The 25,522-nt window shown below is 71.3% G+C and carries 20 protein-coding genes and 1 pseudogene; 9 read left to right on the top strand and 12 right to left on the bottom strand.

Features of this window, described 5'->3' with window-relative positions:
• Positions 1-259 precede the first annotated feature (259 nt).
• Positions 260-454, top strand: coding sequence for a hypothetical protein (locus tag ACIGXW_RS02155; RefSeq protein ID WP_071962893.1), 195 nt, complete (start codon positions 260-262; stop codon positions 452-454).
• A 31-nt stretch (positions 455-485) separates the two neighbouring features.
• Here the strand turns inward: ACIGXW_RS02155 and ACIGXW_RS02160 are convergent, their stop codons facing one another.
• The 3 genes from ACIGXW_RS02160 to ACIGXW_RS02170 all read right to left on the bottom strand — a co-directional run bounded on the left by ACIGXW_RS02160 (position 486) and on the right by ACIGXW_RS02170 (position 4,832).
• Positions 486-1,892: a family 2B encapsulin nanocompartment shell protein gene (locus ACIGXW_RS02160; protein WP_399568909.1), complete on the bottom strand. Its 1,407-nt coding sequence runs from the start codon at positions 1,890-1,892 to the stop codon at positions 486-488.
• 153 nt (positions 1,893-2,045) lie between these two features.
• Positions 2,046-3,458, bottom strand: coding sequence for a family 2B encapsulin nanocompartment shell protein (locus tag ACIGXW_RS02165; RefSeq protein ID WP_399568912.1), 1,413 nt, complete (start codon positions 3,456-3,458; stop codon positions 2,046-2,048).
• 135 nt (positions 3,459-3,593) lie between these two features.
• Positions 3,594-4,832 carry a phosphodiester glycosidase family protein gene (locus tag ACIGXW_RS02170; RefSeq protein ID WP_399568914.1) on the bottom strand — a complete coding sequence of 413 codons (1,239 nt, stop codon included), beginning with the start codon at positions 4,830-4,832 and terminating at the stop codon, positions 3,594-3,596.
• A gap of 205 nt (positions 4,833-5,037) precedes the next feature.
• Between ACIGXW_RS02170 and ACIGXW_RS02175 the strand changes: the two genes are divergently transcribed.
• Both ACIGXW_RS02175 and ACIGXW_RS02180 read left to right on the top strand, forming a co-directional pair.
• Positions 5,038-5,895, top strand: coding sequence for a phosphatidylinositol-specific phospholipase C/glycerophosphodiester phosphodiesterase family protein (locus ACIGXW_RS02175; protein ID WP_071962889.1), 858 nt, complete (start codon positions 5,038-5,040; stop codon positions 5,893-5,895).
• 423 nt (positions 5,896-6,318) lie between these two features.
• Entirely contained in the window at positions 6,319-6,720 is a 402-nt protein-coding gene (locus ACIGXW_RS02180) for a hypothetical protein (RefSeq protein WP_399568916.1), read from the top strand.
• 22 nt (positions 6,721-6,742) lie between these two features.
• On the opposite strand, the gene ACIGXW_RS02185 is transcribed toward ACIGXW_RS02180, so the two are convergent.
• Together ACIGXW_RS02185 and ACIGXW_RS02190 are read right to left on the bottom strand one after the other, a co-directional pair.
• Positions 6,743-7,987: an SWF or SNF family helicase gene (locus ACIGXW_RS02185; protein ID WP_399568919.1), complete on the bottom strand. Its 1,245-nt coding sequence runs from the start codon at positions 7,985-7,987 to the stop codon at positions 6,743-6,745.
• Positions 7,984-10,920 carry a DEAD/DEAH box helicase gene (locus ACIGXW_RS02190; protein ID WP_399568921.1) on the bottom strand — a complete coding sequence of 979 codons (2,937 nt, stop codon included), beginning with the start codon at positions 10,918-10,920 and terminating at the stop codon, positions 7,984-7,986. Before ACIGXW_RS02190 ends, ACIGXW_RS02185 begins: the two co-directional genes overlap by 4 nt.
• Positions 10,921-11,161: 241 nt before the next feature.
• Here ACIGXW_RS02190 and ACIGXW_RS02195 point away from each other — a divergent pair, with 241 nt between their 5' ends.
• Both ACIGXW_RS02195 and ACIGXW_RS02200 read left to right on the top strand, forming a co-directional pair.
• Positions 11,162-12,223: an acyl-CoA desaturase gene (locus ACIGXW_RS02195; RefSeq protein ID WP_399568923.1), complete on the top strand. Its 1,062-nt coding sequence runs from the start codon at positions 11,162-11,164 to the stop codon at positions 12,221-12,223.
• A 49-nt stretch (positions 12,224-12,272) separates the two neighbouring features.
• On the top strand, positions 12,273-12,455 hold the full coding sequence (locus ACIGXW_RS02200) for a hypothetical protein (protein WP_360915609.1): 183 nt from the start codon (positions 12,273-12,275) through the stop codon (positions 12,453-12,455).
• Here the strand turns inward: ACIGXW_RS02200 and ACIGXW_RS02205 are convergent.
• The 4 genes from ACIGXW_RS02205 to ACIGXW_RS02220 form a co-directional block, all read right to left on the bottom strand.
• Complete coding sequence (locus tag ACIGXW_RS02205; protein ID WP_399568926.1) at positions 12,452-13,474, bottom strand: TolB-like translocation protein; 1,023 nt, start codon at positions 13,472-13,474, stop codon at positions 12,452-12,454. The genes ACIGXW_RS02200 and ACIGXW_RS02205 overlap by 4 nt on opposite strands.
• Complete coding sequence (locus ACIGXW_RS02210; RefSeq protein ID WP_399568929.1) at positions 13,471-14,751, bottom strand: MFS transporter; 1,281 nt, start codon at positions 14,749-14,751, stop codon at positions 13,471-13,473. Before ACIGXW_RS02210 ends, ACIGXW_RS02205 begins: the two co-directional genes overlap by 4 nt.
• A gap of 2 nt (positions 14,752-14,753) precedes the next feature.
• On the bottom strand, positions 14,754-15,587 hold the full coding sequence (locus ACIGXW_RS02215) for an alkaline phosphatase family protein (RefSeq protein ID WP_071962904.1): 834 nt from the start codon (positions 15,585-15,587) through the stop codon (positions 14,754-14,756).
• Between the two features lie 195 nt (positions 15,588-15,782).
• A complete protein-coding gene (locus ACIGXW_RS02220; protein WP_399570779.1) occupies positions 15,783-16,064 on the bottom strand; it encodes a hypothetical protein in 282 nt (93 codons plus the stop codon).
• Between the two features lie 294 nt (positions 16,065-16,358).
• On the opposite strand from ACIGXW_RS02220, the gene ACIGXW_RS02225 reads away from it, so the two are divergent.
• Both ACIGXW_RS02225 and ACIGXW_RS02230 read left to right on the top strand, forming a co-directional pair.
• Positions 16,359-16,775, top strand: coding sequence for a roadblock/LC7 domain-containing protein (locus ACIGXW_RS02225; protein ID WP_071962886.1), 417 nt, complete (start codon positions 16,359-16,361; stop codon positions 16,773-16,775).
• 150 nt (positions 16,776-16,925) lie between these two features.
• Positions 16,926-17,903, top strand: a complete 978-nt coding sequence (locus ACIGXW_RS02230) for a DUF6397 family protein (protein WP_399568932.1) — start codon at positions 16,926-16,928, stop codon at positions 17,901-17,903.
• Here ACIGXW_RS02230 and ACIGXW_RS02235 read toward each other — a convergent pair.
• On the bottom strand, positions 17,881-20,394 hold the full coding sequence (locus ACIGXW_RS02235; RefSeq protein ID WP_399568935.1) for a DEAD/DEAH box helicase: 2,514 nt from the start codon (positions 20,392-20,394) through the stop codon (positions 17,881-17,883). The genes ACIGXW_RS02230 and ACIGXW_RS02235 overlap by 23 nt on opposite strands.
• Positions 20,395-20,527: 133 nt before the next feature.
• Between ACIGXW_RS02235 and ACIGXW_RS02240 the strand changes: the two genes are divergently transcribed.
• A complete protein-coding gene (locus tag ACIGXW_RS02240) occupies positions 20,528-21,319 on the top strand; it encodes a metal-dependent hydrolase (protein ID WP_399568937.1) in 792 nt (263 codons plus the stop codon).
• A gap of 32 nt (positions 21,320-21,351) precedes the next feature.
• Here ACIGXW_RS02240 and ACIGXW_RS02245 read toward each other — a convergent pair whose 3' ends face one another.
• A complete protein-coding gene (locus tag ACIGXW_RS02245; RefSeq protein ID WP_071962882.1) occupies positions 21,352-23,133 on the bottom strand; it encodes an ABC transporter ATP-binding protein in 1,782 nt (593 codons plus the stop codon).
• The gene (locus ACIGXW_RS02250) at positions 23,130-24,947 is read right to left on the bottom strand and encodes an ABC transporter transmembrane domain-containing protein (RefSeq protein ID WP_399568939.1); all 1,818 of its coding nucleotides are present in this window, start codon (positions 24,945-24,947) and stop codon (positions 23,130-23,132) included. Before ACIGXW_RS02250 ends, ACIGXW_RS02245 begins: the two co-directional genes overlap by 4 nt.
• Positions 24,948-25,165: 218 nt before the next feature.
• On the opposite strand from ACIGXW_RS02250, the pseudogene ACIGXW_RS02255 reads away from it, so the two are divergent.
• Positions 25,166-25,417: pseudogene (locus tag ACIGXW_RS02255) on the top strand (peptide-N4-asparagine amidase); the annotation flags it as partial.
• Positions 25,418-25,522: the final 105 nt, after the last annotated feature.

Here is a 25,522-nt window from a genome sequence, read left to right on the forward strand (position 1 = left end):
AGCCTAGGCACGGGCCCGGCGGTACGCCCGTCGAGCGCGGTCGTGCGCGACGGCCGGGTGGCGGCTCTTCCGGCCACCCCTGCCTGCTCCCAGCGGCCGCGCCCGCTTGCGGTGTCTCACGGTTTTTCATGGCTTGTCATGTTTTTTCGCGTATGAATCGCTGATTTTCCACCCAGATGGAGTATGTCTGTCGCACCGGTTGGGAGGGTGCGATGGGCGACACTGACGAACATCCGCCGCTCCGCCGAGGAGGTACACCATGGCTGTTTCGATTTCGGTGGTCCTGTTGCTGCTGATCCTGGCGGTGGTGTTCATGCGCAGCGGAGGGCTGCGCACGTCACACGCGGTGGTCTGCGTCATGCTCGGCTTCCTGCTCGCGAGCACGAGCGTCGCGCCGACCATCTCCCACGGGCTCTACGCCACCGCCCATTTCGTCAGCGGGGTACGGCCCTGACCGGGCCGCCCCCTCGTCCGTCACCGGCCGGTCAGCGGCCGATCTCGACGTCCTCCAGGATGCCGAGCGCGTCCGGTACCAGCACCGCCGCCGAGTAGTAGGCGCTCACCAGATAGGACGAGACCGCCTGCTCGTTGATGCCCATGAAGCGCACGTTGAGGCTGGGCTGGTACTCGTCGGGGATGCCGGTCTGGTGGAGCCCGATGACGCCCTGGTTGTCCTCGCCGGTCCGCATCGCCATGATCGAACTCGTCCCCGTGTCGCTGATGGGGATCTTGTTACACGGCAGCAGGGGCACGCCTCGCCAGGAGCGCACACTGGTGCCCATGACGTCGATGTTCTTCGGGTACAGGCCCCGGCTGTTGCACTCGCGTCCGAACGCGGCGATGGTGCGCGGATGGGCCAGCAGGAACTGGGTCTTGCGGCGCCGGGAGAGCAGCTCGTCGAGGTCGTCGGGGGTGGGCGGGCCGCTGCGGGTGTGAATGCGCTGGCCGAGGTCGGCGTTGTGGAGCAGGCCGAACTCGCGGTTGTTCACCATCTCGTGCTCCTGGCGCTCGCGCAGGGCCTCGACGGTGAGCCGCAGCTGTTGCTCGACCTGGTTCATCGGCTCGTTGTAGAGGTCGGCGACCCTGGTGTGCACGCGCAGCACCGTCTGGGCGACGCTCAGCTCGTACTCGCGCGGCTTGAGCTCGTAGTCGACGAAGGTGCCGGGAAGCGCGGGCTCGCCGACGTGTCCGGAGGTCACCGCGATGTCGGCCTCGCCGCGGTTGTTCGCCGGCCGCGTGGGGCGGGACGCGAAGCCCGTCACATGGGCGCGCAGTGATTCGGAGCGGTCCGTCAGTTCCTGGAAGGCCTGCAGGGGCAGGGCCAGGATCGTGCAGCGCGTCACAGCGCGGACGGTGAAGTTCCATGTGGCGTCGGGCTCCAGCGGCACCCGTTCGCCGAGGTAGTCGCCGTCCGCCAGGGTGCCGAGCGCGGTCTCGTCCCCGTATTTGCCGGTGCCCGTCTTGGCGAGCTTGCCGTGGGCGATCAGGTAGATGTGGTCGGCGGGCCGGCCGGCCTCCACGATCGCGTCACCGGGAGCGTACTCCCGCTGGACGAAGGCGTCCGCCAGCGCCTCCAGGGCCTCGCCGTCCTCGAAGCCCCGCAGCAGCGGGAGTTCACCCAGCTCGGGCGGGATGACCCGGACCTCCGTGCCGGTCGAGACGAACTCCACACGGCCGTCCCCGACGGTGTAGGTCAGACGCCGGTTGACCCGGTAGGTGCCTGCGGACACCTGCACCCAGGGCAGGATGCGCAGCAGCCAGCGCGAGGAGATCCCGCGCATCTGGGGTACGGACTTGGTGGTCGTCGCGAGCTGGCGTGCCGCGTCGGTGGCCAGGCTCAGCTGTGCCTGCGTCGGCTGCTCGGAGCGCTCCGGCTCGGCTGACGTGGTCATTAGTGGTGATCACCCATCTGTGAGAAGCATGCGCGTACAAGGCGGGGCCTGTAGCCCGCCGGCCCCGCATCCACCGGGTCGTCGGTACCGGTGGCGGCTGAGCGGGGCCGGGCGGCCTACGGGCGGACAGGACGTCTTTGCAGAGGCTCTTCGTCAGTGCCCGATTTCGACGTTCTCAAGAATTCCGAGAGCGTCGGGCACAAGAACGGCGGCCGAATAGTAGGCGCTCACCAGATAGGAGATGATCGCCTGTTCGCTGATACCCATGAAACGCACGGAAAGGCTTGGCTGGTATTCATCGGCGATTCCCGTCCTGTGCAGACCGATGACACCTTGGGACTCCTCTCCGGTGCGCATCAGCAGCACGGAGCTGACCCCGGTCTCACTGACCGGGATCTTGTTGCACGGGAAGATGGGCACGCCGCGCCAGGCGGGCACGGAGTGGCCGCCGACCTCGACGCTGTCCGGGTAGACGCCCCGGCGGTTGAACTCGCGGGCGATCGCCGCGATGGTGCGTGGGTGCGCCAGGAAGAGGCCGGGGTCCTTCCAGACCGTAGCCAGCAGCTCGTCGAGGTCGTCGGGGGTGGGCGGGCCGCTGCGGGTGTGGATGCGCTGACGCAGGTCGGCGTTGTGGAGGAGGCCGAACTCGCGGTTGTTGATCATCTCGTGCTCCTGGCGTTCGCGCAGGGCCTCGATGGTGAGCCGCAGCTGTTGCTCGACCTGGTTCATGGGTTCGTTGTAGAGGTCGGCGACCCGGCTGTGCACCCGCAGCACCGTCTGGGCGACGCTCAGTCCGAACTCGCGCGGCGAGGGCTCATAGTCGGCGAAGACGCCGGGCAGTGAGGGTTCCCCGACATGGCCGGAGGCGACATTGATGGCCGACTCGCCGTGTTCGTTCTGGGGGAGGCCTGACCGGGTCCGGTAGGCCTCGACGTGGGAGCGCAGCCCCTGTGAGCTTTCCACTACCTGCTGGAACTCCTGGCGCGGCAGCGTCAGCACCGTGCAGGCCGTGACCGCCCGGACGGTGAAGTCCCAGTTGCCGGCCTCCGGTGCGGCCAGCGCCCGGTCGCCGAAGTACCCGCCGTCCGCCACCACGCCGAGCACGGCCGGCTCGCCGTACTCGCCCTCGTGCACCTTCTCGGCCTTGCCGTGGGCGATGAGGACGACCTGATCGGCCGGCTGCCCGGCTTCCACCAGCACATCACCCGGGCCGAACTCCCGCTGGGTGAACCGTCCCGCGAGGGCCTCGAGCACCTCCGGGTCGGAGAAGCCGCGCAGCAGCGGCAGCTCGCCCAGCTCCGCCGGGATGACCCGCACTTCGGCGCCGGTGTTGAAGAACTCCACCCGGCCGTCGCCGAGCGTGTGTGTCAGTCGCCGGTTCACCCGGTACGTACCACCAGAGACCTGGACCCACGGCAGCAGCCGCAGGAGCCACCGTGAGGTGATCCCCTGCATCTGCGGCACGGACTTTGTCGTGGTCGCCAGATTCCGGGCGGCCTCCGTGCCCAGACTCAGCCGGCCCGGTGAATTATCCGTGCCGGCACCGGACTCCACTGACGTCGTCATAATCGAATGCCCACCCATCCAATGCGGAACCGCCCGTTACGAGGTCGCCAACGAATTCCCGCTCGACCCCATTCGAAGTTAGCAGTGGAATTCGGCGGGCGCGATCACTCAAAAGGATGGGATTGAAAGGTGATGTCAACGTCGGATAAAAACGCCGATGCCGTTGGCCACCGGCCGTTCCGCACCGCCTGACGGATGGTTGCGCACCGTCGCGCGGGCGCTGCCCCGGCCACGGGTGACGAGGGTGGAGGATCCGCCGCCGTCCAGGTTGAAGGCGTCGACGGCCCCCACCTTGCGCATGGTGCGGGCCAGTTCGGCGATGGTCAGCCCGGAGCGGTAGTCCCTGCCCCCGTCCAGGGCCAGGAGGTACAGCCGCCGTCCCCGGTCGGCCAGGCCTGCCGCCGTCCGTACGGCCGCCGTCGCCAGGTCCAGCCCGACGAGGGGCCGGCCGCCGCGCAGGATCGGGAATCCGCCGATGGCGAACCGGAACGCCCCGGAACCGCCGGGCCGCAGCCGCTGCTCGACCGTCACGCGATCGCCGACCTCCAGCTTGCGCAGCTCACGCGCCCCCTCCTCGCGTCCCACCAGCACCACCGAACCGTCGGCGATCGCGCCCCGGCCGGGCTTGTCCGCCACCGAGGCGACCCGGCCGCGCCGCACGGTCACCTCAAAGGTGTCGTCGCTGCACGGCGCGCCGCGGTCGGTGTCCGTACCGCACGTCGCCCGCAGCCGTGAGGTCCTGCCCCACGTCGGGGTGAACGCCCCGATGCCGTCCACCGGCAGGGCGTATTGATTGAAGCCGCTCAGCGACCACTCTTCCTCATCCGTGCGCACCGACCCCTCCAGCGCGAGCCGGTCCATCCGCCCCACCCGGTTCGTCCCCACCCCGAAGACGTCCTGCGTGCTGACGCCCGGCGGCATCGCCGGCCCGAACCGCTGCCCGTCCGGCACCGCCGCCTTCAGCGAGCGGCCGCCCGCGACGGCCGGGCCGACCGGCGCGCCCGTGGCTTCCACACCCGGGTGCTGCGCCTCGACGATGTTGAAGAAGTCACCGTTCACCGCGCCCACCGCGCTCCGCTGGTCGGCGAGCCGGGACACCCGCTCGCGCCCGCCGACGACGCCCGGGTACAGCAGGTCCACCGAGACCCGCTGATTGCTCAGGTCGACGGTGAGCAGATGCCCGTACGCCGGTCCGTGGGACCCGTTCAAGGAGAAGCCCCGGTACGTCACCCCGGGACCGATCGCGGTGGGTGCCTCCAGCCGCAGCGCGGAGATCTCCTCCACGCCGGCCCACGCCGTGCCGCCGCCCACGAGCGAGAGCCATGCCACCAGCACCGTCAGAACCGCGCGTACGCGGCGTACACGTCTACCCACAGTCACCCCAGAGGTCCCGTCAACTCTGCCATGACGCAAGGGACTTAACCATGCCCCGAAAGAACGACAGGGAAAGCCTCGACATCGGCCTGGGCAACTCTCCACTCGTCCCTGTCAAACGGCCCGGTGGGCCCCGATACTCGCAAACGTCAGCTCACCTGCTGTCCCCACTTATTCGCCCGTCGAGCCGCCGGGAGGCACACCCATGTCCTGTACGCGCCGAGCCGCCGTCGTCACCCTCGGAGCCGCTCTCGCCGCGTCCTTCGCGACGCCCGCCGTCGCCGACGCGCCCGCCCCGCACGGCGTGGAACGCGGCAAGCGACCGCTGCCCCAGGCCCACGCGCACAACGACTACGCACACCCCCGCCCGCTCGCCGACGCGCTCGACCACGGATTCAACAGCGTCGAAGCCGACATCTGGCTCGTCGGCGACCGGCTCCTCGTCGCGCACGACGCCTCCGAGCTCGACCCCCGGCGGACCCTGGAGGCCCTCTACCTCGACCCGCTGCTGCGCCGAGTCAGAGCCAACCACGGGCGCGTCCACCGTGGATACGACCTGACGCTGCAACTGCTCATAGACATCAAGACCCCGGGCGAGGCCACCTACCGGGCGCTCTCGAGGCACTTGCGCCCCTATCACTCGATGCTCACCGTCAGCTCCGGCGGACGGGTCCGCCGCTCCGCCGTCACGGCGGTCGTCTCCGGTGACCGCGGCGCGCGGATCCCCATGGAGGCGGAGCGGGTCCGGCACGCCTTCTACGACGGCCGCCTCACCGACCTCGGCGGTGCGCCCGCCTCCTTCGCGCCGCTCGTCAGCGACAACTGGAGCCAGCACTTCACCTGGCAGGGCACGGGCCCGATGCCCGAACAGGAACGGGCCGCGCTCCGACGGATCGTCGGCGCCGCCCACTCCGAACGCCGCAAGGTGCGGTTCTGGGCGACGCTCGACCAGCCCGGGCCGGCCCGTGAGGCGCTGTGGAGGGAACTGCTCGCGGCGGGGGTCGACTACCTCAACACCGACGATCTCGCGGGCCTGGAGGCCTTCCTGCGCGCAGCTCGCTGAGCACCCGTCGCACCTCCGGCCGGGGAACGGCCGGCAGCAGCGCCACCGCGTACACCAGTTTGCCGAGCATGAAGGTGGTGTCCGGTGTGGCGCGCACCAGCTCTGCGACATCCGGTGCGGCCTCCTCGTCCGTCTCCACCCACCCAGGGTCGTCCGGCGTGCGCCTCGGGCAGGGAGTCGTCGAACGCCGTCTTATTGCCGTGCCGGAACACCAGCAGGAGGCGTGCCGGGCGGGCCTTCGCCTCGGTAACGCGTAGCTGGGTGATTTCGGCACTCATCCGGGGAATCGTACTGTTAGCTGATCTTTATCCCGGTAGCGCCACGCAGGCGCCGCGAGGCCGGAATGTCGCATTCCGGAGGGGAATGTGTAGCGGTACGGTCACCGCGCGGGCGCGCTCGTACGTCCTCGGGGACGCTGGCCGTATGGCCACCCCACCAGGACCACCGCCCGGGCCCCCGTACGGACCGCCCACGGGTCCGCCGGCTCCGCCGCCCGGCGGCTTCGGGCCGGGCGAGCCGCCCTGGCGGCCCGGGTCGCAGCCGCCGCGCGGCGGCAGACGCCGCGTCGCGCTGGCCGTGAGCGCGCTGGTGGCGGTCGCGGCGCTCGCGCTGGGGGCGGTGCTGGTGATGGGGGACAGGAGCGACAGCGGGCCGGACAAGGAACGCTCGCCCGGCGGCCCGGGCTTCGCCTCGCCGTCCTTGCGGCTCCCGAGCGAACTTCCCTCGTGGCTGCCCAGCGGCCTGCCCTCGGGCTTCCCGTCGCAACTGCCCACCAACATGCCCGGCCTGCCGAGCGCGCTCCCCACCGACATCCTCGGGCTCTAGACGAGCACCGCCCGCCCGGCCGTCAGCCCTCCGCGAGCAGGGTCGCGAGGGCTGCCGCCGGGTCCCGGTCGCGGCTGCCGGCGGGCTGCCAGCGGCCGCCTTCCTTGCGGTACGGCCACCAACCCCCGTCCCGGCCGTAGCGCAGCTGGGCGTCGGCGCCGACCACCGTCCACCGATTGCGTGTCACCCGCAGCCGGGGAGCGCTCTCGTCGTCCTCCCACGCGTCGGCCAGGGCGGCGCGGGCGCGCGCGAGAGCATCCGGCTCCGGCGTCCAGTCCTCCTCCAGGACGGCCAGTGCGGCCGGTCCCCCGTACCCCCAGGCCCGTACGGCCCGTGCCAGTTCCGCCGGTGCGTAGCCACAGCCGGTCGCGAGCCGGGCCGTCACGCCCTCCGGCGGGGTCGCGGAGGCCAGCCGCACCGCGTCCTGACGGAGCGTGAGTTCCTCCGCCACAGGCGTCATCTCGTGGCCGGGGGTCAACGCCTCGGCCAGCAACCGGCGGGCCCGGACGGCGGCGTCGGCTATCAGGAACTCCAATGCCTCGACGTCGACTCCGGGCGCGGCCGTAGTGTCACCGGCCAGTACGGGCGGACGCCCCGGAACCTCCACCGGCGGCGGTGGCCCGGGCAGCGGCGGTACGACTGTGTGTGCCGCGAACGCCTCGCGTGCCGGCCTGCCGGCAGGAGGCTCCGGCGTGTGCACGGTGGTCCGGGCGGTGCTGCGCTCCTGGAGCTCGTCCAGCAGTTGCCGCTCTCCCCGGCCGCGCATCAGCAGCAGGACGAACGGGTCCTGGTCGAGCAGCCGCGCCACCTGATGGCACAGGGCCGCCGTGTGCGGGCAGTGGTCCCATGCCTCGCAGCCGCACTCCGGCTCCAGGTCGCCGATGCCGGGCAGCAGGTCCACGCCCGCCGCGGCGGCGTCCTCGACGAGATGCGGTGGCATGTCCCGGTCCAGCAGGGCGGCGATGTGGCCCGCGCGGTCGGCCACCAGGTCCAGGAACCGGTCCCAGTCGGTCTCGGAGAGCTGCTGGATCACTACGTCGGAGCGGTAGGGCGTACCGTCCCGGTCGCGTACGAGCGCGGTGATCCGGCCGGGCCGGACGGCCACCGCGCCGACCGCTCCCGCGCGGGCGTGCCTGCGGCCGGCCTTGACCTGTTGTCCGTCCAGGGCCGTGTCCTCCAGCGCCTTGAGCCAGGCCCGGCCCCACCAGCTGTGTGCGAAGGCCTGGCCCTGCACGGGCGGCAGGGCATCGAAGGTGCGCTCGGTCATCGTGCGGTCGTCCCCCTCAGTTCCACGAGTTCCGCCAGCTCGGCGTCGGTCAGCTCGGTCAGCGCGGCCTCGCCGGAGCTCAGTACCGCGTCCGCCAGCGCCTGCTTGCGGGTGAGCATCTCCGCGATGCGGTCCTCGATCGTGCCCTCGGCGACGAGACGGTGCACCTGCACCGGTTGGGTCTGGCCGATGCGGTAGGCGCGGTCGGTCGCCTGCGTTTCGACAGCCGGATTCCACCAACGGTCGAAGTGCACGACATGCCCGGCGCGGGTGAGGTTCAGGCCTGTACCGGCGGCCTTCAGCGACAGCAGGAAGACGGGGACCTTCCCCTCCTGGAAGTGCCGGACCATCTCCTCACGCCGCGCCACGGGCGTCCCTCCGTGCAGGAAGAGGGTCGCCACGCCGCGCGCGGCCAGATGTTGCTCCAACAGGCGCGCCATCTGGACGTACTGCGTGAAGACGAGCACGCTCGCCCCTTCGGCCAGGATGGTGTCCAGCAGCTCGTCGAGAAGCTCGACCTTTCCGGAACGCCCGGAGATCCGCGGACCGCCGTCCTTGAGGCCGGGCTCCTTGAGGCTGTGTTCTTTGAGGAACTGTGCCGGGTGGTTGCAGATCTGCTTCAGTCCAGTGAGCAGCTTGACGATCAGCCCACGCCGTTCGAAGCCGTCTGCCTCCGCCACTTCGGCGAGCACCTCCCGCACCACGGCCTCGTACAGCGCCGCCTGCTCCTTGGTGAGGGTGACACTGTGGTCCGTCTCGGTCTTGGGCGGCAGCTCGGGGGCGATACCGGGGTCGGACTTGCGGCGGCGCAGCAGGAAGGGGCGGACGAGGGCGGCGAGCCGCTCGGCGGCGGCCGGGTCGGCGCCGCCTTCGACGGCCTGCGCGTAACGCCGGCGGAAGCTGACGAGCGATCCCAGGAGGCCGGGCGTCGTCCAGTCCAGGATCGCCCACAGCTCGGACAGGTTGTTCTCGACCGGAGTGCCCGACAGCGCCACGCGCGCCTTCGAGCCGATGGTGCGCAACGCCTTGGCAGTGGCGGAGTACGGGTTCTTGACGTGCTGCGCCTCGTCGGCGACGACCATGCCCCAGCCCGCCTGCGCCAGCCGGGGCGCGTCCAGCCGCATCGTGCCGTAGGTGGTGAGGACGAACTCTTCCTCGGCAAGGGCGTCCAGGTCGCGTGAGGAGCCGTGGAAGCGCCGCACGGGGGTGCCGGGGGCGAAACGTTCGATCTCGCGCTGCCAGTTGCCCATCAAGGACGTGGGGCAGACGACCAGGGTCGGGCCGGCGGCACCGGGCAGTGTCTGGCGGTGCAGATGCAGGGCGATGACGGTGATGGTCTTGCCGAGACCCATGTCGTCGGCCAGGCAGCCCCCGAGGCCGAGCGAGGTCATCCGGTCCAGCCAGCCGAGGCCGCGCAGTTGGTAGTCGCGCAGGGTGGCGGTGAGCGCCGCGGGCTGGGAGAGGGGCTCACGGGTGCTCTCGGGATCGGCGATGCGGTCGCGGAGCGCCGCCAGCCAGCCGGTGGCCTGCACGTCGACGGTGCCGTCGCTGTCGTCGCCGTCGTCATCGTGTGCGTGGGCGCGGCCGGTCAGAGCCGCGCCGAGCGCCTCGAGGGGAGTGACCTTGCGGTCCTGCCGTTCCCGGGCGCGGCGCACCGCTTCCGGGTCCACCAGCACCCACTGGTCGCGCAGACGCACGGCAGGGCGGCTCGCCTCGGCGAGCCGGTCCAGCTCCTCCTTGGTCAGTTCCTGGTCACCGATGGCGAAGCGCCAGCCGAAGGCCAGCAGCGCGTCGGCGGAGAGCAGGGGCGGCATGCCCGACCGGCGGTCGAAGGCGGGCCCGTCCTCGTCGTCGGGCGGACCCACGACGGCCCGGGCGGTGAGCTTGCGGACCAGCTCCTTCGGCCAGTGCACCTCCACCCCGGCGGCGTCCAACGCCACCGATGCCGCGCCGAGCAGTTCGCCCACTTCCTCGTCGGCGAGTTCGACGGCGTCGGGGGCCGCGGAGGAGAGCAGCGGTGAGAGCGTCGGCCAGGCGTGAGCGGCGCGCCGGAGCGCGAGCAGGGCGTTCATCCGGGCGGTCATTCCGAGGGCGGCTCCTGCCGGGGAGTTGCCTGACCACACGTCGGCGGCGTCCGCGACGAGTGCCGGATCGGTGAGGCTGTGCACCTGGAGCACGGCCCGGAAGCGCGGGTGCGCGTCGTCGCCGGAGCCGTCCTCGGCCCCGGCCGGCCCGAGGATCTCGACGCGCAAGGACAGCCGTACGCCGGTGTCGTGCCCGGCCGCGACCTCCGTGGCCCAGGCGCGCTGTGCGGGCAGTCGCTGCGGCTCGGGGGCGGCGAAGGCGGGGCCGCCGGTGGCGAGTGCGGCGGCGGGGGAGCGGGGCAGGCCGTCGGCCACGGCGTCCAGGAAGGCCCGCACGAGCCGGTCCGGTCCGGGCAGCATCAGAGGGTCGCTGCCGGGGAGCGGTACGGCATGGGCGGACGGCGGCATGGCGGCGGCCAGCTCACGCACCCGCTGCTGGTCGTCGGCGGTGAGGGGCCCGACCCGCCAGGAGTCGTGGTCGGTGTCGGTCAGGCCCGGCAACAGCTTCCCGCGGGCGGCCAGTTGCAGGGCGAGCACGGCGACGGCGCCCCAGAAGGCGGCCGCCTCGTCGGCCCGGGCGGCGCGGGCGCGGGTGAGTACGGGCAGGGCCTCGCGGACGGGCAGGACAGTGGCCCGAACGGTCGTGGTGGTGACGTCCGTGCCGTCCGGGACGACGACGGTCAGCTCTTCGACGTCGCCTGTCGTCACAGGAGGTTCGCCGGTCGGCAGCCAGAAGGCGACGCGTCCGGTGCGGGCGGGGTCTCCCGGCAGGAAGGCCGTCCGGCACCCGACGAGCCGGGAGACAGTGGAGGGTGTTGCGGCAGGGGGTGGGGTCACAGCGCTGCGCATTCCTCAAATTTGACTAGTGCTGAGTCGGAATCGCCGAGGGTACAGGTCGGCAGTGCCCGACGGAGCGGTTCGATCAGAGAGGCGCGTCACTTCTGCCGGTGGGGTGTACCCAAACCCCCTGTCCGCTCAGGGGGGTGGCCCCCCGCGGGTCCGGGTGGTGACGCCATGGCCCCACCATGCCCGCGATCCGTACGTTTCGTGAGGTCGGATCCCCTCCCCTGAAATCACCGGAGAGAGCCCCATGCCACAGGCCAGTGCCGTCCTCGCAGAACCCGCCGCGGGCAGCGACTTCGCCCCGCTCCTGCGCCAGGTCCGGTCGGCAGGTCTCCTCGACCGCCGCCGGGGCCGGTACGCGCTCACCATCGCCGGCAACCTGCTCGCGCTCACCGCCACGGCCACCGCCGTCGTGCTCACCGGCGACTCCTGGTGGACGCTGCTGCTGGCCGTCCCCGCGGCGGTGTTCTGCGCCCGGACCGCCTTCATCGGGCACGACAGCGGACATGCGCAGATAGCCGCCACCCGCCGGGCCAACCGGATCCTCGGACTGATCCACGCGGACCTGCTGCTGGGCATGAGCTACGCATGGTGGAACGACAAGCACAACCGCCACCACGCCAACCCCAACCACGTCGACAAGGACCCCGACGTGGGAGTGGGCGCCCTGGTGTGGACCCAGCGGCAGGCCGCCCGGCGGGAGGGCTTCACCCGGTGGCTCACCCGCCATCAGGCCCGGCTCTTCTTCCCCATGCTGCTGCTCGAAGGCATCAATCTGAAGGTTTCGAGCGTGCGTGACCTCAAACGGCAAGAGGTGGGCGAACGCCGGGTCGAGGCGGTGCTGCTGACCGTGCATGTGGCCGGCTACGCCACCCTGCTGCTGTCCTCGATGTCACCCGGCAAGGCGGCCGCCTTCGCCCTGCTCCACCACGCCCTCTTCGGGCTCCACCTCGGCGCGGTCTTCGCCCCCAACCACAAGGGCATGGAAATGCCCGATCCGGACGGCGAGCGCTGGGGGCATCTGCGGCGGCAGGTCCTCACCTCCAGGAACGTACGCGGCGGGCTGCTCACCGACTGGTTCATGGGCGGGCTGAACTACCAGATCGAACACCACCTCTTCCCGAACATGCCGCGCCCCCACCTCCGGCTCGCCCGGCCCCTCGTCCGCTCCCACTGCGCGGCGGCCGGGCTGACGTACGCTGAAACCGGACTCATCGATTCCTATGCGCAGGCGTTGCGCCACATGCACGAGGTCGGTGCCCCGCTGCGGGACGGACAAGGAACCGGCGACATCGGCCGGGCGTTGTGACAGGCACAGCGGCAGGTGTCGCACCGGCCGCCGCGAAGGAGGCACGGAAATGACCAATAGGGCCAAGGTCGCCGTGGGCGGTGTGGCGGTGGGAGTGATCCTGCTGTGGCTGCTGCCCTTCTGGGCGGCGCTGCTGGTGATGGTCGGGGTGCCGGTCGGTGCCTATCTGCTGCTCGACTCCTCGCAGCGCAAGCGGCTGCGCCGGGTCTCCCGCAAGCAGCTGGACCGCTAGGAGCGCCCGACGTAGGCGGGGGCGAGCGCCGCCGCCATCGCCAGACGGGGCGCGCCGGAGCCGTCGGCCGGGACGGTCCACAGGTCGGAGCCGTAGTCGCCGGGCAGGGAGTAGACGAGAGTGTGCCCGTCCCGCCAGACCACTTGATCGTCGATATTGCGCCGTTCGGCCGTGGCACTCTCACGCAGCGTGCGCAGATCCAGTACGTACAACCGCCAGGGCGCGTCGGAGGAGGCGCCCTGGACGCGCTTCTTGTAGGCGATACGGGTGCCGTCGGGGGAGAGGGACGGGCATTCGACGTTGGAGTGCAGGGTGCGCAGCGTCCGGTCCGTGCGGTCCCCGCGCACCAGATAGGTCTTTCCGCCCGTTGCGACGGTGGCGTAGAAGCGGTTGTCGTCCGCGAACGTGACACCCCAGACGTTGATGTCGGCGGCCCGGTACGGGCGGTCCTCCACGAAGACGCGGTACGTCTCCAGATTGCGGTCCAGGGTCCAGGTGCGGGTGTCGAGGACCGAGGTACGGGTGGAGAACGCGGTGCCCGCGTAGGAGTCGCCGCTGACGAAGACCGTCCAGGCGACGGTGCGCCCGTCGGGGCTGACCCGGGCGCGGCTGGGAACGCCCGCCAGGTCGTAGCGGCGCAGCTCCCTCAGGCGTGCGTCGATCACGAGGGCGCGGTAGCCGTCGCGGAGCGTGCCGTGGACGGCCCGCAGACAGATCCCGGTACCGCCGGCCGCGTGGAAGCGCAGGCAGCGCACCCCTGAGGCGGTGCGCGGGCCGGTGGGGTCGGCGTCGGGGACCGAGGCGATCTCGTCGCGGTGCGGGCCCCAGGCCATGTTGCGGAAGACGCTGCGGCCCGGGGCGTCCAGGGTGACCTTTCCCGACCGCACGGGCGGGCCGTCCACCTGGGTGCGGTCCTTCTCCGCCGCCCGCCCGGCGGCGTGCAGGGTGGCGCCCACGGCGACACCCGTCAGGAGCAGGATGGCGGCGAGGAGGACGAGGAGGCGGTGAGTGCGTTTCAACGGGCGGGCTCCGGTGTGGCGTCGGCGGGGGAAGGGCGCAGCAGCCGTGCGCTGACGGCGGCGGAGACCAGCAGACCGGCGGCGGCCGCGCCCAGGGCCGTACGGTCGCCCCAAGCGGTCCAGGCGGCGCCGAAGCCGATCGAGCAGACGAAGCGGGCGGCGGCCTGGCCGGTCTGGACGACCGCCAGCCCGCTGCCCCGCACCGGAGCGGGCACGCTGTCGGCGGTGGCGGCGGCGAGGACGCCGTCGGTGGCGGCGTAGAAGGTTCCGTGCAGTGCGAGGACGAGTGCGGCGAGGGCGGGGGAGTCGCCGAGCGGGGCGACGAGCAGCCCGTACGCGCCGAGCAGCGCGAGGTGGCCGCAGAGGAACAGCCGGCGGCGGCCGAAGCGGTCGGCCACCATGCCGAGCGGCACGGCCAGCAGCAGGAACGCGGTGGCGGTTCCCAGCGGAAGCAGCGGGAACCAGGACTCGGACAGTTCCAGGCGGCGCTGCAGGGTGAGGTAGAGGAAGGAGTCGCTCACGGTGGTCAGGCCCAGGAGCACCGCACAACCGGTCAGCCGGCGGATGCCGGGACGTCGCAGCACCTCGCGGACGGGTGTGCGCGCCTCCGTGCGCCGGGGGCACGTGGGTTTGCCTCCCTGACCCGGCACAAACAGCACCAGGATCAGGACGCCCAGTGCGGCCACGCATCCGCTGGCGGCGAAGACGGCGTCGTACCCCTCTGCCGCGGCCCGCAGGATCACGAAGGCGAGCATCGGGCCGAGCAGCGCCCCCGCGGTGTCCATGGCGCGGTGCACTCCGAAGGCCCGCCCCCGCACGGTGGGCTCACAGGCCAGCGAGATCATGGCGTCGCGCGGTGCGGTGCGCAGGCCCTTGCCGGTGCGGTCGGCTGCCAGCACGGCGCCTATCAGCGGCACGCTGTGGACGACGAGCAGCAAGGGCTTGCACAGTGCGGACAGGCCGTAGCCGACGGTGGCCACGGCCTTGTGGCTACCGCCCCGGCGGTCGGAGAGCCGGCCGCCGATGAGCCGTACGAGCGCGCTGATGCCGTTGTAGACGCCGTCCAGAAGGCCGAAGCCGAGCGGGGACAGGCCCAGCCCGGCGACCAGGTACAGCGGCAGGACGGCGCTGACCATCTCCGAGGAGATGTCGGTGATGAGGCTGACGGTCCCGAGGGCGAGCACGGCGCCGGGGACCGCTGCGCGCCGGGCGCGGCCGGTGGCACGGATGCCGTCGGCCGCACCGCCCGGGGCGGTGCGGCTGTCAGCGAGGTACACGGTCAGGTGTTCCAGATGCCGGTGATGTCCTTGGCGTTCGCGGCGTGTCCGGCGTGCGGGAGGCCGTACATGGTCTCGAGCGTGCGCAGCACGTCGTAGTGGTTGTACGTCGTGCCGGAACTGGCGCCCGCCTTCACCTGGGCTCCGTAGAGGACCGTCGGTATGCGGTTGCCGCTCAGCCTGTTGTCCTCGTCGAAGGTGATCAGGAGCAGGCTGTTGTGGCTCTTGGCCCAGTCGGCGTAGCCCTTGAGGTTGTTCTTGAGCCAGGTGTCCCCGGTGCCCACGGAGCAGTCGTGCATGTCGTTGCACAGGTCGGGCACGACGAACGAGACCGTGGGGAGGGTGGAGTAGTCGCGGGGGAAGGCGCTGAAGGTGTGCGCGGTGTTGGTGGGGACGTTGTCGAAGCCGAACCAGGGGTTGTGCTTCTGGGCGTATTTGCCGCTCTTGCAGGTGGTGGAGCCCTCGGACGGCAGCCCCTCGTTGTAGCTCGCCCAGGTTCTGCCCGCGGCGATGAGTTCGGAGGCGAGGTTGGGTTCGTTGCTGAATCCGGGGTCGACGCAGCTGTCGTCGGTGACGTCCTGGGTGTCGCCGGAGAACAGCGCGTAGTAGTTCGGCTGACTGGGGTGGGTCTCGGCGTACGAGGCGGTGAGATTCGCGCCGCCCGCCGCGAGCGAGTTGATGTACGGGGCGCGGGAGATGCCCATGACCTGGTTGTAGGCGTGGTTCTCGAAGACGACGACTACGACGTGGTCGGGGGTGGGCACGGCGGGCGCGGCGGCGGAGTCCGAGGCCCAGAGGCCGAGGGAGGCGGCGGCGAGCCCGAACGCGGAGGCCAGGGCGACGGAATGACGGCGGCGGAGGCGGCGCGGACTGTGGGGGCGGCTGGCTGCGGCGGGCACGAGGTCCTCCGTACAGGGCGAAGTCGGTGGGGGTGCGGTGCGCAGGGCGCGAGGGAAGCGTAGAGCCGCAGGTGTGACATGTACACGACTTCAGGGTGACGGCTTCGGAAACGTCCGCCGACCGGAGCGCGTTCAGGTGGGGGGCAGGCCGAGCAGGGTACGGGCCACGGTCTGCGGCGACTCGTCGCGCTCGCGCGCGAGCGCTATGACGGCCCGGCACGCCAGCTCGTTCACCCCGAAGCTGAGCGCCTCGGGCGAGACCCACCGTGCCGCTTCCGCGCTCTTTTCGACGTCGTTCTCGGCGCACGCGGCCACATAGACCGCCGCCGCCTCGAAGAGATTGTGCTGGCGTGGGCGGCCGGGGCCGGTGCCCACGGGTGGCCGCGGGGCCGGAGGCTGCCGCACCTCTTCGATACGCCTGCGAAGTTTGTCGAACACGCGGATCACCTGCCCCCGGGAGCGGCATTTCCTGCGGTCGTTCAAGTGTGCCCTGCATCGGTGGAGTTGAACCGCCGCTAATGGAAAGTGGGCGGTTGGTGAACTGTCACGTCGATCGAATGCGTCACGGTCATTTTCCGTGCCGTGTCCCTGTCCTGTGCCAACTGGCGAACAGACGCGTGCGGACGGGCCGGGCGGGTTGCCGGGAGCACGGAGGTGAGCAAGGCTTGCACGGCAGTTACGGGGAATTGCGGAACGGGGAGGCGGAACATGGCAAACGGTAAAGAACTCGACTCGATGCTGAACGACTTGACCGAGCGCGTGGAGGAGATACGACACGCGCTGGTGTTGTCCAACGACGGGCTGGTGACGGGAGCGAGCGCGAGCCTGGAAAGGGAGGATGCCGAACACCTGGCGGCGGTCGCTTCCGGGCTGCACAGCCTGGCCCGGGGGACCGGCCGGCAGTTCGGATCCGGACGGGTGCGGCAGACGATGGTCGAATTCGAGGAGGGCGTGCTCTTCGTCACGGCCGCGGGCGAGGAGAACTGCCTGTGCGTCCTCGGCGGCGCCGAGGCCGACATCGGCCAGGTCGCCTACGAGATGACGTTGCTGGTCAATCGCGTCGATCAGGCGAGCGTGGGGCAGGAGGGTCTGGCCGGAGGCGGATCCGGCGGGCAGGTCGGCTGAGCGCCCTGGCTGCGGCGTTCGTGGAACGGGCCTGCGGAGCCGGGCCTGCGGCAGCCGGGCCGAAGTTATCCACAGGGCTGGACGTCGCACCGTTGCGCACCGCTATCGTCGTCACTGTAAGTAATCGACGGTGGTGGCGGGGAGGGTGTCATGACGGTACGACAGGCTCAGGTGCGCGGAGTTGCGGAGCAAAGTATTCCGTTCGCGCGGGCCGCACGGGAGCTGGAACTCAAACCACGCGAGTTCGAACTGGCCGTGCAGCTGGGGGAGGTACGGACCGTTTCGTCCGGCCCCGGCGGGCGTCGACGCATCGCCCGGGAGGAGATCGAACGGCACAAGTCCGCCGAAGGCTTCCCCAAGGAGCTGCGCACGCGGCTCTGGGTGGTCGGCACGGCCGAAGGAGCCGAGCTGATGGGCATCAGCCCCGCCCGGTTCACCCGCCTCGCCCGGGGCGGCTGCTTCGCGCCCGTCCGCTTCTACGTCAACCGATACCGCGTGGTCGTCTGGCACTACCTGGCGACGGATCTCGTGGAATTCGCCGACCGCAACCCCGAGATGCTGACCGGCCGCACCCCGGCCCTGCTGCGCGCCGCGCTGGAGAAACACCCCGACCGACGCGCCCGCAGCTGGCGCGCCCGCCGGCTCGACCAGCTGACGGCCGCGGCCGGGGACCCGTGGGAGCGGGCGGCGGTGCCCGCGGCCGTACTCGACCCCGGTGAGCTGGCCCACGCGGTGCCGGACCCGGGCGAGCGCGCCTACCTCCATGCCTTGTGCCCGGTCCTCGTCCAGGCGCGGCCGGAGGCGACCGCCGCACGCGAAGTGATCGACGAGCTGGTGATGGCGGAGGACCCGGACGAGATCGACTGGCACCGGCACTGTCTCATCGCCGCCCTGGCGGAGGCCCGCTCCCATCGTCCCGCCCCCGGCTGCCATAGTCGTGCGGATACCGGGCCCGACCCCGCCGGGGCGCCGGACCCGGAGGAACGGCCGACGCCACCCGCCGAGCCCGTGCCGCCGGCCGACCCCGCGACGCCGGCGCGGCGTGGGCTGTGGGCGAGGCTGTGCGGAAGAAAAGGGGCGCCCGGCCGGGGCAGGACGCCCGAGGCTACAGCTGGCCGACGTCCATGACCCGCACCACCGCGCGGCCCTCTTCGTCGGATGCCGCGAGATCCACCTCGGCAGAGATGCCCCAGTCATGATCACCGTTGGGGTCGGCGAAGGTCTGCCGCACCCGCCACAGACCGTCCTCCGGCCGCTCCTCGATGCGCAGCAGCTTCGGGCCGCGTGCGTCGGGGCCGGTGCCCAGGTCCTCGTACTCGTCCCAGTAGGCGTCCATGGCCTCGCCCCAGCGGTCCTCGTCCCAGCCGGCCTCGGCGTCCATCTCGCCGAGCTCGGCGACGTTGTCCAGGGCGGCCAGCTCGACACGGCGGAACATCGCGTTGCGCACCAGCACCCGGAACGCCCGGGCATTGGCGGTGACCGGCTTGACCTGGTCGGCGCGCTCCTGGGCCTCCTCTGCCGACTCCTCCTCCGGGTTCGCCAGCTGCTCCCACTCGTCCAGCAGGCTGGAGTCGACCTGGCGCACCATCTCGCCCAGCCAGGCGATCAGATCCTCGAAGTCCTCGGACTTCAGGTCGTCCGGCACGGTGTGGTCCAGCGCCTTGTACGCACTGGCCAGGTAGCGGAGCACGATGCCCTCGGTCCGGGCCAGGTCGTAGTGCGAGGTGAACTCCGTGAAGGTCATGGCCCGCTCGTACATGTCGCGGATGACCGACTTCGGCGAGAGCGGGTGGTCGCCGACCCACGGGTGGCTCTTGCGGTAGACGTCGTAGGCGTGGGACAGCAGCTCTTCCAGGGGCTTGGGGTAGCTGATGTCCATCAGCCGCTCCATGCGCTCCTCGTACTCGACACCCTCCGCCTTCATCGCCGCGACCGCTTCGCCGCGCGCCTTGTTCTGCTGCGCGGCCAGGATCTGGCGCGGGTCGTCCAGCGTCGACTCGACCACCGAGACCATGTCCAGGGCGTAGGAGGGGGACTCGGGATCCAGGAGTTCGAAGGAGGCGAGCGCGAAGGTCGACAGGGGCTGGTTGAGCGCGAAGTCCGACTGCAGGTCCACCGTCAGGCGGACGATCCGTCCCTCGGCATCCGGCTTGTCGAGCCGCTCGACCACGCCGCCGTCCAGCAGCGAGCGGTAGATGGCGATGGCCCGGCGGATGTGCCGCAGCTGGCTCTTGCGCGGCTCGTGGTTGTCCTCCAGCATCCGGCGCATCGCGTCGAAGGCGTTGCCGGGCCGGGCGATGACCGCCAGCAGCATCGCGTGTGTGACCCGGAAGCGGGAGGTGAGCTGCTCGGGCTCGGAGGCGATGAGCTTGTCGAAGGTGTTCTCGGTCCAGTTGACGAAGCCCTCGGGGGCCTTCTTGCGGACCACCTTGCGGCGCTTCTTCGGGTCGTCGCCCGCCTTGGCCAGTGCCTTCTCGTTCTCGACGACGTGATCGGGGGCCTGGGCCACGACGAAGCCCGCGGTGTCGAAGCCGGCCCGCCCGGCCCGCCCGGCGATCTGGTGGAACTCCCGGGCCCGCAGCGTCCGCACCCGCTGGCCGTCGTACTTGGTCAGGGCCGTGAACAGCACCGTGCGGATCGGCACGTTCACGCCGACTCCGAGGGTGTCCGTACCGCAGATGACCTTCAGCAGACCGGCCTGCGCCAGTCGCTCCACCAGTCGCCGGTACTTCGGCAGCATGCCGGCGTGGTGGACCCCGATGCCATGGCGCACGAAGCGCGAGAGGTTCCGCCCGAACTTGGTGGTGAAGCGGAAATTGCCGATCAGCTTGGCGATCTCGTCCTTCTCCTCGCGCGAGCACATGTTGATGCTCATCAGCGCCTGCGCCCGCTCGACGGCGGCCGCCTGCGTGAAGTGCACGATGTACACCGGCGCCTGGTGCGTGTGGAGAAGCTCGGTGAGGGTCTCGGTGAGCGGCGTCGCACGGTACTCGTACGACAGCGGAACGGGCCGGGTCGCGGACCGCACCACGGCGGTGGGCCGCCCGGTGCGCCGGGTCAGGTCCTCCTCGAAGCGGGAGACGTCGCCCAGCGTGGCGGACATCAGGATGAACTGCGCCTGCGGCAGCTCCAGCAGCGGGATCTGCCACGCCCAGCCGCGGTCCGGCTCCGCGTAGAAGTGGAACTCGTCCATGACGACCTGGCCGATGTCGGCGTCCTTGCCGTCCCGCAGCGCGATCGAGGCGAGGACCTCGGCGGTGCAGCAGATGATCGGGGCGTCGGCGTTGACCGAGGCGTCGCCCGTGAGCATGCCGACGTTCTCGGTGCCGAAGATCTTGCACAGGTCGAAGAACTTCTCCGAGACCAGCGCCTTGATCGGGGCGGTGTAGAAGGTCACCTGATCGTTGGCGAGCGCGGTGAAGTGCGCTCCGGCCGCGACGAGGCTCTTGCCCGACCCGGTCGGCGTCGAAAGGATCACGTTCGCGCCGGAGACCACCTCGATCAGCGCCTCCTCCTGAGCGGGGTACAGCGTGATGCCCCGCTCCTCGGCCCAGGTCGAGAAAGCTTCGAAAAGGGCATCGGGGTCGGCATGGCTCGGCATCTGATCGATAAGGGTCACACCCCCATACTGCCTGGCCCGGGGGCGGAACTGGGAACCGGCCGGTCGAACGATGATCATCCGGGCATTACGCTGAGTCGCCGATACGGCGTCAGAAAGGCGGGGCGCCGACCAGCGAAGGGGTGGAACGAGCATGATGGGACCGGCGCACTCGCTCTCCGGCGCGGCAGCCTGGCTGGGCGTCGGGGCCGCCGCTGCGGGATTCGGGCACCCGATGCCCTGGCCGGTGCTCGTCGTCGGCGCGCTGATCTGTGCCGGTGCGGCGCTCGCCCCCGACCTCGATCACAAGTCCGCGACGATATCGCGGGCCTTCGGTCCGATATCGCGCATCCTGTGCGGAGTCATCGACGCGCTGTCCCACGCGGTCTACAAGGCCACCCGCGCCAAGGCCGACCCCCGTCGCAACGGCGGGCACCGCACCCTGACCCACACCGCGCTGTGGGCCGTGCTCATCGGAGCCGGCACCTCGGCCCTGGCCATGACCGGCGACCGCTGGGCCGTGCTCGGCATCCTCTTCGTCCACATGGTGCTCGCTGTCGAGGGGCTCCTGTGGCGGATGGCCCGGACCTCCAGCGACGTCCTGGTCTGGCTGCTCGGAGCCACCAGCGCCTGGATCCTCGCCGGTGTCCTGGACGAGCCGGGCAACGGCTCCCACTGGCTGTTCACCGGCCCGGGCCAGGAATACATGTGGCTGGGCCTGCCCATCGTCCTCGGGGCCCTGGTGCACGACATCGGGGACGCCCTCACCGTCTCCGGCTGCCCGATCCTGTGGCCCCTGCCCATAGGCCGCAAGCGCTGGTACCCCCTCGGCCCGCCCAAGGGCATGCGCTTCCGGGCCGGAAGCTGGGTGGAGCTGAAGGTCCTCATGCCGGCCTTCATGGTGCTCGGCGGCGTCAGCGGGCTCGGGGCCCTGGACCTCATCTGACGTCCCCGGCCCCGGCCGCCCGCTCCCACCGGCTACTGGTGCCAGGAGCGCCACAGCGCCGCGTACGCGCCGTCCGCCGCGACCAGTTCGTCGTGACTGCCCAGCTCGCTGATCCGGCCGTCCTCCGCGACCACGATCACATCCGCGTCGTGCGCGGTGTGCAGCCGGTGCGCGATCGCCACGACCGTACGCCCCTCCAGCACCGTGGCCAGCGAACGCTCCAGATGCCGGGCGGCCCGCGGATCCAGCAGCGAGGTCGCCTCGTCCAGGACCAGTGTGTGCGGGTCAGCGAGGACCAGCCGCGCGAGGGCGACCTGCTGGGCCTGCGCCGGGGTGAGCGCGAGCCCGCCCGAGCCCACCTCCGTCTCCAGGCCCTTCTCCAGGGCCCGCGCCCAGCCGTCGGCGTCCACCGCGGCGAGCGCCGACCACAGATCGTCGTCCCCGGCAGTCGTCCGCGCCAGCAGCAGGTTGTCGCGCAGCGAGCCCACGAAGACGTGGTGCTCCTGATTGACCAGCGCGACATGGCGGCGTACCCGCTCCGTGGGCATCCGGGACAGCTCAGCGCCGCCCAGCGTCACCGCGCCCGCACGCGGCGCGTAGATCCCGGCCAGCAGCCGGCCCAGCGTCGACTTGCCCGCTCCGGACGGGCCGACCAATGCCACCCGCGTCCCCGGCGGGACGTCGAGGGAGACACCGTGGAGCACGTCGCTGCCGGGGACGTAGCCGAAGCGCACCTCGTCCGCCCGCACCTCCCGGCCCGCCGGACGCGCTCCTTCGTCGGCGTCGGCGGGCTCGATCTCACGCACTCCCACCAGCCGGGCCAGCGACACCTGGGCCGTCTGGAGCTCGTCGTACCAGCGCAGGATGAGCCCGATCGGCTCGGTGAGCATCTGCGCGAACAGCGCGCCCGTGGTCAGCTGCCCCACCGAGATCCATCCCCGCAGGACAAACACCCCACCGATGATCAGCACCGACCCCAGCAGCAGCACATGCGTCACATTGATCACGGGAAAGAGGACCGAGCGCAGCCAGAGCGTGTACCGCTCCCAAGCCGTCCACTCGGCGACCCGCTGGTCGGACAGCTCGACCCGGCGGTGCCCCAGCCGGTGCGCCTCGATCGTCCGCCCCGCGTCCACGGTCTCGGCCAGCGACGCGGCGACCGCCGCGTATCCCGCCGCCTCCGAGCGGTACGCGCCCGGTGCGCGGCGGAAGTACCAGCGGCAGCCGCAGATCAGCAGCGGCAGGCCGACGAGCACGCACAGCGCCAGCGGCGGCGCCGTGACCGTCATCGCCCCCAACAGCAGCCCCACCCACACGAAACCGACCGCCAGCTGCGGCACGGCCTCACGCATGGCGTTCGCCAGCCGGTCGATGTCCGTGGTGATCCGGGACAGCAGATCACCGGTGCCCGCCCGCTCCAGCACGCTCGGCGGCAGCGCCACGGACCGCACCAGGAAGTCCTCGCGCAGATCCGCCAGCATCTCCTCGCCCAGCATCGCCCCGCGCAGCCGCACCATGCGCACGAAGACGGTCTGCACGGCCAGCGCGACCGCGAAGAGGGCCACCGCGCGCCCCAGGTGGATCTCTTCCACACCCGACGACAGATCGTCGACCAGCCCGCCCAGGAGATACGGGCCGACCATCGAAGCGATCACGGCGATCGCGTTCACCGTCACCAGCAGGGCGAAGGCCGCCCGGTGCCGGCCCAGCAGTTCCTTCACATAGCCCCGCACCGTGGCGGGCCTGCCGACCGGCAAGGTCGTCGCCGACTCCGGTGCGGCCGGGTCGTACGCCGGTGGCGCCACGCCGATCATGCCGACTCCTCGATCTGCTCGCTCTTGTCGAGCTCGGTGAGCTCGCTGTCCAGTTCCCCGCCCGTCTCCTCATCCGTCCGACGGGTGACCACCGCGCGGTAGCCGGAATGGGAGCGCACCAGCTCGCCGTGCGTACCCACCGCCGCCACCTTGCCGTCGCGCACGAGCACCACCCGGTCCGCCCGGTCCAGGAGCAGAGGGCTGGAGGAGAACACCACCGTCGTACGTCCCTTGCGCAGCGCCCGCACACCGTCCGCGATCCTGGCCTCGGTGTGCGAGTCGACGGCCGACGTCGGCTCGTCCAGCACCAGCACCTCGGGATCGGTCACCAGCGAGCGCGCCAGCGCCAGCCGCTGCCGCTGCCCGCCGGACAGCGAGCGGCCGCGCTCGGTGATCCGTGTACGCATCGGGTCACCGCTGTCGTCCGTCGAACCCTGTGCCAGTGCGGTCAGCACATCGCCGCACTGCGCCGCCGCCAAGGCCGCCTCCGCCGTCACGGCCCCCGACGCCGGAACGTCGAGCAGCTCGGCGAGGGTGCCCGACAGCAGCACCGGGTCCTTGTCCTGGACGAGCACCGCGGCACGGGCCGCGTCCAGCGTCACCTCGTCCAGCGCCACCCCGCCCAGCAGAGACGACGGCGTGCCCTCCGTGCCCTCCGGGGCATGTCCGCCGAGCCGGTCGGCGAGCCGCCCGGCGGCGTCGGGATCACCGCACACCACCGCTGTCAGCTGCCCCGCCGGAGCCAGGAGGCCGCTCGCGGGGTCGTACAGATCACCCGTCAGGCTCTCCGTGTGCCGTTCCTCCTCCGCCGAGGACGTGGTGCGCTCCAGCCCCAGCACCCGGGCGGCACGCTGCGCGGACGGCCGGGAGAACGAATACGCCATGGCGATCTCCTCGAACTGCCGCAGTGGGAACAGCAGGAAGGTGACCACGCCGTAGACCGTGACCAGCTCGCCCACGCCGATCCGGCCGTCCTGCGCCAGCGCCACCCCGTACCAGACCACCGCGATCAGCAGCAGCCCCGGCAGTACCACCTGCACAGCAGCGATCAGCGCCCACATGCGGGCGCTGTGCACGGCCGCCTTGCGTACCTCCTGCGAGGCGCGGCGGTAGCGGGACAGGAACAGCTCCTCGCCGCCGATGCCGCGCAGCACCCGCAGCCCCGCCACGGTGTCCGACGCCAGTTCGGTGGCCCGACCGGCCTTCTCGCGCTGCTCGTCGGCCCGCTTCGTCGCGGGCGGCAGCAACGGCAGCACCGCCAGGGCCAGCACCGGAACACCGACGGCGATCAGCGCTCCCAGGGCGGGCTGGTAGATCACCAGAGCCACGCACAGGACGACTGTTGTGAACAACGCGGACGCGAAACGCGACAGCGCCTCCACAAACCAGCCGATCTTTTCGACATCGCCCGTCGACACGGCGATGACCTCACCCGCCGCCACCCGCCGCGTCAGCGCCGCTCCCAACTCCGCGGTCTTACGGGCGAGAAGCTGCTGTACGCGTGCCGCGGCGGTGATCCAGTTGGTGACAGCCACACGGTGCAGCATCGTGTCACCGAGCGCCGTGAGCGCGCCGAGCACCAGCACCAGTGCGCCCGCGACCGCCAATCGTGCCCCCGACCGGTCGACGACGGCCTGCACGGCCATGCCCACGGCCAGTGGGAACGTGGCCACGGACGCCATATGGAGGACGCCCCAGAGCATCGCCTTCACCTGACCGCTCAACTGGTTGCGTCCCAGCCAGATCAGGAAGCGCGGGCCCGAGCGGACATCCGGCCGGCCCGGATCGGCATACGGAAGATCACTGATGTGCATGGCATCCCGGTTCGGCATGGGGGTGGGTGGGGGCCGTGCCAGGCTCGCGCTCGTGGCGCACCGGTTACAACTGGTTTTCTGTCGAGGGCAGTGGATCAGGCCAGAGGGGTACTGGTGTGCCATCCGGTGAGACGCTTCACTCCTGCCCCATGAGACGACTGTTGCTGGCGCTGTGCGCCGCGACCGTAGGCCTGTTGCTGGGCGTCAGCCCCGCCCTGGCCGCGGCGCCCGCCGAATTCGGGACCGACTGGCACGACCCCATCACCGCCGGACCACCGGTGGCCACCCCCGGCACCACCTCGTGCAAAGTGACCGTCGCCGAGACCGAGTTCCGCGACTACACGCCCTACAAAAGCACCTATCTGCCACCCAAGGGCTGCGGGGACCGCTGGAACAAGGTCGTTCTGCGCCTCGAAGGCGCCGTCGCCGGGCGGCAGTACGACCGTCTGGGCTATCTGCACATAGGCGGCGGGGGGGGGGGGGGGGCGCCCCCCCCCCCCCCCCCCCCCCCCCCCCCCCCCCCCCGGCCGGGGGGGGGGGGGGGGCGCCCCCCCCCCCCCCCCCCCCCCCCCACG

The organism is Streptomyces sp. NPDC053079, assembly GCF_044546695.1.
Classification (GTDB): Bacteria; Actinomycetota; Actinomycetes; order Streptomycetales; family Streptomycetaceae; genus Streptomyces.

Coding starts and splice junctions, on each gene's coding strand:
- ACIGXW_RS02155 (WP_071962893.1), top strand. CDS start 260: ATGGCTGTTTCGATTTCGGTGGTCCTGTTGCTGCTGATCCTGGCGGTG.
- ACIGXW_RS02160 (WP_399568909.1), bottom strand. CDS start 1,892: ATGACCACGTCAGCCGAGCCGGAGCGCTCCGAGCAGCCGACGCAGGCA.
- ACIGXW_RS02165 (WP_399568912.1), bottom strand. CDS start 3,458: ATGACGACGTCAGTGGAGTCCGGTGCCGGCACGGATAATTCACCGGGC.
- ACIGXW_RS02175 (WP_071962889.1), top strand. CDS start 5,038: ATGTCCTGTACGCGCCGAGCCGCCGTCGTCACCCTCGGAGCCGCTCTC.
- ACIGXW_RS02180 (WP_399568916.1), top strand. CDS start 6,319: ATGGCCACCCCACCAGGACCACCGCCCGGGCCCCCGTACGGACCGCCC.
- ACIGXW_RS02185 (WP_399568919.1), bottom strand. CDS start 7,987: ATGACCGAGCGCACCTTCGATGCCCTGCCGCCCGTGCAGGGCCAGGCC.
- ACIGXW_RS02190 (WP_399568921.1), bottom strand. CDS start 10,920: ATGCGCAGCGCTGTGACCCCACCCCCTGCCGCAACACCCTCCACTGTC.
- ACIGXW_RS02195 (WP_399568923.1), top strand. CDS start 11,162: ATGCCACAGGCCAGTGCCGTCCTCGCAGAACCCGCCGCGGGCAGCGAC.
- ACIGXW_RS02200 (WP_360915609.1), top strand. CDS start 12,273: ATGACCAATAGGGCCAAGGTCGCCGTGGGCGGTGTGGCGGTGGGAGTG.
- ACIGXW_RS02225 (WP_071962886.1), top strand. CDS start 16,359: ATGGCAAACGGTAAAGAACTCGACTCGATGCTGAACGACTTGACCGAG.
- ACIGXW_RS02230 (WP_399568932.1), top strand. CDS start 16,926: ATGACGGTACGACAGGCTCAGGTGCGCGGAGTTGCGGAGCAAAGTATT.
- ACIGXW_RS02240 (WP_399568937.1), top strand. CDS start 20,528: ATGATGGGACCGGCGCACTCGCTCTCCGGCGCGGCAGCCTGGCTGGGC.
- ACIGXW_RS02245 (WP_071962882.1), bottom strand. CDS start 23,133: ATGATCGGCGTGGCGCCACCGGCGTACGACCCGGCCGCACCGGAGTCG.
- ACIGXW_RS02250 (WP_399568939.1), bottom strand. CDS start 24,947: ATGCACATCAGTGATCTTCCGTATGCCGATCCGGGCCGGCCGGATGTC.